Genomic DNA, 249 nt, shown 5'->3' with positions numbered 1-249 from the left:
ATACAGTCACCCGATTGTCTAAGACGCTGACGTGCTTCAACAGCGTGGCGTTGTCTTCCGCAGCACGCTCGAACATGCTCTGCAAGGCGGCCTGCGCCTTCTCGGAAGCTTTCAGCTGCTCGCTGAATTGCTGCTCCAAACGCTTCAAGGCGTTCAATAAGTGCGTTTCCAGTTACGTCATGGTTTACCTCACGATACGCAGAGCGTGCTGCTTCCCGCCTGTCCAGCCGCTGTCGTCCACTTTCGCCC

The 249-nt window shown here is 56.6% G+C and carries 1 protein-coding gene; it reads right to left on the bottom strand.

Annotated elements, in window-relative coordinates:
* Positions 1 to 172 (bottom strand): MbeD/MobD family mobilization/exclusion protein (locus tag RTW80_RS31830; protein ID WP_409415348.1); only part of this gene is annotated, 172 nt, incomplete at its 3' end.
* Positions 173 to 249 lie beyond the last annotated feature (77 nt).

Source organism: Escherichia sp. AM3, assembly GCF_032029835.1.
GTDB classification, from domain to species: Bacteria; Pseudomonadota; Gammaproteobacteria; order Enterobacterales; family Enterobacteriaceae; genus Escherichia; species Escherichia coli.
The sequence above is the reverse complement of the archived record's forward strand: the minus strand, read 5'-3'. Positions and strand labels throughout refer to the sequence as shown.